The organism is Candidatus Dormiibacterota bacterium, from assembly GCA_035532835.1.
In the GTDB taxonomy this organism is placed as follows: Bacteria; Vulcanimicrobiota; Vulcanimicrobiia; order Vulcanimicrobiales; family Vulcanimicrobiaceae; genus DAHUXY01.
The window spans coordinates 1-5830 of sequence record DATKQG010000028.1; the positions used below are offsets into that span (position 1 = coordinate 1).

The window sequence follows — 5830 nt, forward strand, 5'->3', positions numbered from 1 at the left end:
GGCAGCGCTGCCAAGGGATCGCGCGGCCGCAGGGACGACGTCAGCACATCCCCTACAACACAGCGCAACCCCGGGTTGATGCAGCTTGAAGGGACGAAATGCTCGCCTCGGAAGTGTTAGGTATCGTGAAAAAGACGCTGCTGCTCCTACCGGGCCCCGTGCCCGTTGCTCAACCCGTTCTCGAAGCCATGGCATGGCCGATGATCAATCATCGCGGCCCCGAATTTACGGAGCTGCAAGGCCGCCTCGAGCGCGATATGCGTCCGATTTTCGGTACTGAAGGCGATGTCGTCTTCCTGGGCTGCTCCGGGACGGGCGGCCTCGAGGCCGCCGTAGCGAGTACGTTTTCGCCCGGGGACCATCTGCTCTCTTGCCCGGTCGGCGTGTTCGGAAAGCGCTTGGCGACGATCGCCACGTCGTTCGGCTGCACGGTCGAGATGCTGGAGACGCCGCTCGGATCGTCCCTCGATCCGCAGGCGTTGGCGGCCCGGCTCGAGGCCGATACCGAACGACGGATCGCCGGCGTGCTGTTTACGCACAACGAAACCTCGACCGGCGTGCAAAACGATATGTCCGCCTACGTTCCCGCGCTCAAGAAGCACGGCGCGATTTCGATCGTCGATTCGGTCAGTGGTTTGGGCGCTTCGCATTTTGCGATGGATAGCTGGGGCTACGACGTCGTCGTTACCGCGTCGCAGAAGGCCTTGGCCGTTCCGCCGGGTGTCGCGATGGTGGCGGTGAGCGAACGCGGATGGAGCGCGATGGAACGCGCTCGCGGTGCGCGCTTCTACTTCGATCTGCTCAAAGCGCGCGAATTCGCGCGTAACGGGCAAACGCCGTGGACCCCGCCGATCTCGGTATTTTACGCGCTGGCGGTCTCGCTATCGCGGTATCATAGCGCCGGGATGGAATCGCAATTCGCGCGGCATGCCGGTTACGCCCAGGCCATCCGCGCCGCATTTGAAACGCTCGGATTTACGATCTTCTCCGCGCCCGACGCGCACTCGGTTACGGTCGTTGCGGCAACCCCGCCGGCGGGCGTGCAGGCCGGCGCCTTTCTCACGCGTTTGCGCGAAGAGTACGGCGTTGTTTTATCGGGCGGTCAGGGCGAACTGGCGGGCAAAATCGTGCGCATGGGCACGATGGGCGACGTAAGTACCGGCGATATTCTGGGCGCCATCGGCTCGATCGAATGCGCGCTTGCCGACATCGGCGCGCCGGTTGAGCTCGGCAGCGGCGTAGCGGCAGCCTCAAGCTCATTGCGTCAGGCCGCCGTCGTAACGGCTTAGCAGCGCCGTCGCGCAAGCTTCTCATAATCTTCATATGAGGAGCATAGACTAGCGACGAATGATCGTGCTTGTATCACCCATTGTGATCTTCGCCGTCGGCGGCTTCGCGGCGTGAGTAGCGTAAACACCGCGTCGATCCGGCAAACGCCGCGCCTCAATTATCGCACGGCGATCGGTCTCGGCCTCATCCACGTAGGCGCACTAGCCGCGGTCTTTCCGGTCTTCTTTAGTTGGTCGGGCGTCGCCGTGGCAGTCGTTTTAGCTTGGGTGACCGGTGGCCTTGGTATCACCCTCGGCTACCACCGCTTGCTCACTCATCGCAGTTTTCACGTCCCGAAAGCGGTCGAGTACGCTCTGGCCGTCTGCGGGGTTCTTGCGTTGCAGGGCGGCCCGACCGATTGGGTCGCGACCCATCGCAAGCACCATGCCTTCTCCGATCGCGACGGCGACCCGCACAACTCCGCGTTAGGGATGGCGTGGGCGCACATCGGCTGGCTCGTCCTCGCCAACAAGGACCGGGTCAAGGACGGCGAGTTCAAGCGATGGGCCGAAGACTTGCAGCGCGTTCCGTTCTATCGCTTTTTAGACCGCTATATGTTGGCGATACAAGTGCTGTTCGCGCTCGCGTTGTTTGCCGTCGGCGGCTGGTCGTGGGTGATCTGGGGCGTATTCGTTCGCTTGGTTCTCGTCTATCACGTGACGTGGTTGGTAAACAGCGCCGCGCACGGGAGCGGCTATCAGAGTTACGCTTCGGGCGATCGTTCGAGAAATTGCTGGTGGGTTGCATTGGTCGCGTTCGGCGAGGGCTGGCACAATAACCACCATGCCTTTCCATCGTCGGCCCGCCACGGGCTCGCGTGGTTCGAGTTCGATCTCACTTGGCTCACGATCCGCATCATGCGCTTCTTGCGTATCGCGCACAACGTGAAAATCCCGACGCCGGAGATGCTCAACCGCCTCCGTCTGAACGAGGGTGAGAAGCCGAGCCGCGAGGAAGCCGTCTAGCTCGTCCAGAGATGCAGCGCGGCATATGCGCGCCACGGGCGCCACGCTTGCGCGCGCGCGAGCAATTCCGCCGGTGTAGGGCGGCGGCCATATTCGCCTTCGAGCGCGCGCATCAGGCCGATATCGGCGACCGGGAACGCGTCCGGTTCGCGTAACTGGCGCATGGCGATATACTGTGCGGTCCACTCACCGATTCCCGGCAACGCGCGCAAACGCGAGACCGCGTCCGAAAGGCTGGGGCCGGCCTCAAAGAGCCGCGGGTTTGCGACGGCCGCCGCAGCGAGCGACGAGAGCGCAGCGACGCGCGAGCGCGGCATACCCAATACCGAGAGGTCGGCATCGGCAAGATGCACCGGTTGCGGAAATACGTGGGTTAATCCGTCCGTCCCGCCCGGTCGAACCGACGTTCCAAACAGCGTAACGAGTCGGCCGGCAAGTCTGCGCGCCGCGACAACCGTGATCTGCTGGCCGAGGATTGCGCGAATCGCGAGTTCGAAACCATCCCATGCACCCGGTACGCGCAGGCCCGGATGGGCGGCGACCAGGGGCGCCAGCCGAGGATCTGCGCTCAGATGCCGATCGATCGCGATCGGATCGGCAGCAAGATCGAAGATGCGAGCGACGCGCTCGAGAATCGCCGGGACGGCGCGCGCGTCCGGAAAGAGAATCGTAACCTGAAGAGTGTTACGCGCGCCTAGCCGGACCGCTATTTCTCCATGCGCGCCATCGTGTTCGATGCTGCGAGCGTAGGTGTTGCTTTGAACCAGTTCGACCCCCGGAATCGCGCGCAGCGCCAGAAATCCAAGAATCGCATCCCAGTCATACGGCGGCCGATACGGCAGCCGCCGCACCTTATGCGTGATGGCGCCGGAAGTACGGTAGGACAAAAGGTTTAGCGAACCAGGGTATTGTCGTCAGGATCGCTTTATCGATGCCGGCGTTGGGTTCGGTTAAGTAGCCGACCAAGTGCGAGCGGTGCAGATCGACGCGAATGTCCGGTGAGAGCGGAAAATAGAGCGCGATGAACAGTACGAACCACATGAGCACGGCGCCCTTGAGCACGCCGACCGCGCCTCCGGCAATCGCGTTGCCGATGCCGAGAATCGGGAGTTTCGCGAATCGATTGAGCACCCACGACGCCGCGATGATGATGGCGTACGTGGCGATGCCGGTCAGGAACATGCCGACGACGTGCGATGAACCCGGCCCGAGTTTGAGATACTGCTCCAACGGCGCATCCAGGCCGCCGGTGTAGTACCACGGCGTAATCAGCGCCGCAACCACCGCAATCGCTCCGGCCAGTTCGGAGACGAATCCGCGCGAGAAGCCTTTGAACGCGGAGATGACGATAACGGCGCCGATGATGATATCGGGCCATGCGATGCCCAGAATCATTCGCGGATGACCGCCCCGAGCTCGTCACGCAGGGCGGCAAGCGCGCGTGCGATTGCCGTATCGGCCTCTTCGTCCGTAATGGTGGCATCGGTGCGTTGCAACGTCACGCGTACGGCGAGGCTCTTTTTGTCGGGTGCGATTTGCGCGCCGCGATACTCGTCGAATACGCGCACGCTCGTCGCAAGGTCGCCGATCGCCTGCACGATCGTTGTTTCGACGCGAACGGCAGAGGTCGTCGGGTCGAGCACGAGCGCCAGATCGCGATACGTCGAGGGAAACTTCGAGGGAATCCGATACGCCGGCGCGACGTAATCGGGCAATCGATCGAGATAGATGTTGCAGAAATAGAGCGGCAGACGCGATGCGTACGCGCGCTCCAAGCGCGGATCGATGCGCCCGATGTTCGCAACCTCGCTGCCGTCGATCAGAAAAACCCCGGTCTTGCCGGGGTGCAGGCCGTTACGTACGTCGCGGGTGATTTCCGGAACGCGCCCGGTAACGCGACGAATCAGGGCTTCGCAGTCGCCCTTGAGGCGCAGAAAATGGCTATCTCGCCACGCGGGTTCGTTTGTGAGGTCGGCGGCGAATCCGAAAGCGAGCACCGGCATCTCGCGGATCGTCCCGGCGTCGTCGGCGAAGACGTGGCCGATCTCGAAAACGCGCACCGGCCGGTCCAAGCGCGCGGCATAGGCGACGAGTCCCGGGCCCAATGCGGAGCGCAGGTAACGTTGGTCCTCCGAGAGCGGGTTGCGCACCTCGACGGCGTGGTGACTGGGCTCGATGCCGGCACGCCGCATCTTTTCGAACGGCGCCGGTCCGTGCAGCGAATAGGTGAGCACTTCATGGTAGCCGAGTGCCACCAAGACGTCGGCAACGCGTTCTTCCAAATCGAAGTCCGTGCTGGGAATCTCGTGCGCGGGGATCGACGGAACGATGGGCTCGATGTTTTCGTAGCCCTCCATCCTCGCGACTTCTTCCACCAAATCGGCGGCGATGGTGATATCGCGACGCCAAGCCGGCGGGATGACGCGCAGCGCGTCGCCTTCGATATGAACGTTGCATCCGAGCGCAACTAAATGCGAGGCGATGCGAGCGGCGTACAGCCGCAGGCCCAGGATGCGCTCGACGTCGCGCGGCGCCAGCGCTATCGACGGGTTGGACGCGAGCGGCGTCCCGAAGGAATGCGGCGCGCCGGCGCGGGCGCCCAGGGCGAGCAACAGCTGCGCGGCGCGGGCCGCTCCAACGTCGGCAAGCGCCGGAGCAAGCGTCTTTTCGTGTCGCGACGAGGCCTCGCTGCGAAAGCCCAACTGCATGCTCATCCGCCGAATGCGAACGCCCGCGAAGTTGGCGCTTTCGAGAACGATTGCGTGCGTCTGCGCTCGAACTTCGCTGGATTTGCCGCCCATCAATCCCGCCAATCCCAGCGGCCCGTTGGCATCGGCGATCACCAAGGCCTGCGGCGTGAGTTCGTGCTCGGCATCGTCGAGCGTTACGAGCTTTTCACCGGCTCGTGCGTCGCGCACGAACAGGTGCAGATCGGCAACCCCGCTGGCATCATAGAAGTGCAGCGGTTGCGCGGTCTCGAGCATCACGTAATTCGAGACGTCGACCAAGTTGTTGATGGGTCGCTGTCCTGCGAGCGCTAGCCGAATGCGCATCCAGGCAGGAGCCGGAGCAACGGTCACGCCGGTAAACGCTTGCGCGACGAAACGCTCGCAGTCCGGCGTTTCGATCGTCACGCGCGGCGCCGGTAATTGGTCGCCGGTTTGTCCGGGGTTTTCAAACGAGGGCAGCCGCAGGGGCACGCCGTACGACGCGGCGAGTTCGCGTGCGAGGCCGATCATCGACATCGCATCGACCCGGTTGCTGGTGACTTCGACTTCGAGTACGTCGTCGGCTAAGCCGAACAGCGCGACGACATCGGCACCGATCGGCGCGCTTGCATCCAATTGCATGATGCCGTCTTCGAACCACTCCGCCGGAAGCCCGAGCTCGTCCGCCGAGCAGAGCATGCCTTCCGAATCGATGCCGCGCATCTTGCGCGGCTCGATCTTCATGTGCGGCAACTGCGCGCCGATCGTGGCGACCGGAATCACTTGCCCGGCCGCGACGTTCGTCGCGGCGGTGGCGATCGTCAGCGG

5 protein-coding genes are annotated in these 5830 nt (G+C 63.6%); 2 read left to right on the forward strand and 3 right to left on the reverse strand.

Features of this window, described 5'->3' with window-relative positions; all coding sequences use genetic code 11:
- The first annotated feature begins 125 nt into the window (after positions 1-125).
- Both VMW12_03880 and VMW12_03885 read left to right on the forward strand, forming a co-directional pair.
- A complete protein-coding gene (locus VMW12_03880) occupies positions 126-1289 on the forward strand; it encodes an alanine--glyoxylate aminotransferase family protein (GenBank protein HUZ48867.1) in 1164 nt (387 codons plus the stop codon).
- Positions 1290-1400: 111 nt separating this feature from the next.
- The gene (locus VMW12_03885) at positions 1401-2294 is read left to right on the forward strand and encodes a fatty acid desaturase (protein HUZ48868.1); all 894 of its coding nucleotides are present in this window, start codon (positions 1401-1403) and stop codon (positions 2292-2294) included.
- On the opposite strand, the gene VMW12_03890 is transcribed toward VMW12_03885, so the two are convergent.
- The 3 genes from VMW12_03890 to pheT form a co-directional block, all read right to left on the reverse strand.
- On the reverse strand, positions 2291-3181 hold the full coding sequence (locus VMW12_03890) for an AlkA N-terminal domain-containing protein (protein HUZ48869.1): 891 nt from the start codon (positions 3179-3181) through the stop codon (positions 2291-2293). The genes VMW12_03885 and VMW12_03890 overlap by 4 nt on opposite strands.
- The gene (locus tag VMW12_03895) at positions 3147-3689 is read right to left on the reverse strand and encodes a CvpA family protein (protein HUZ48870.1); all 543 of its coding nucleotides are present in this window, start codon (positions 3687-3689) and stop codon (positions 3147-3149) included. Before VMW12_03895 ends, VMW12_03890 begins: the two co-directional genes overlap by 35 nt.
- On the reverse strand, positions 3686-5830 hold a 2145-nt coding region (gene pheT / locus VMW12_03900), incomplete at its 5' end, for a phenylalanine--tRNA ligase subunit beta (GenBank protein HUZ48871.1). The genes VMW12_03895 and pheT, both read right to left, overlap by 4 nt.

Coding starts and splice junctions, on each gene's coding strand:
- VMW12_03895 (HUZ48870.1), bottom strand. CDS start 3,689: ATGATTCTGGGCATCGCATGGCCCGATATCATCATCGGCGCCGTTATC.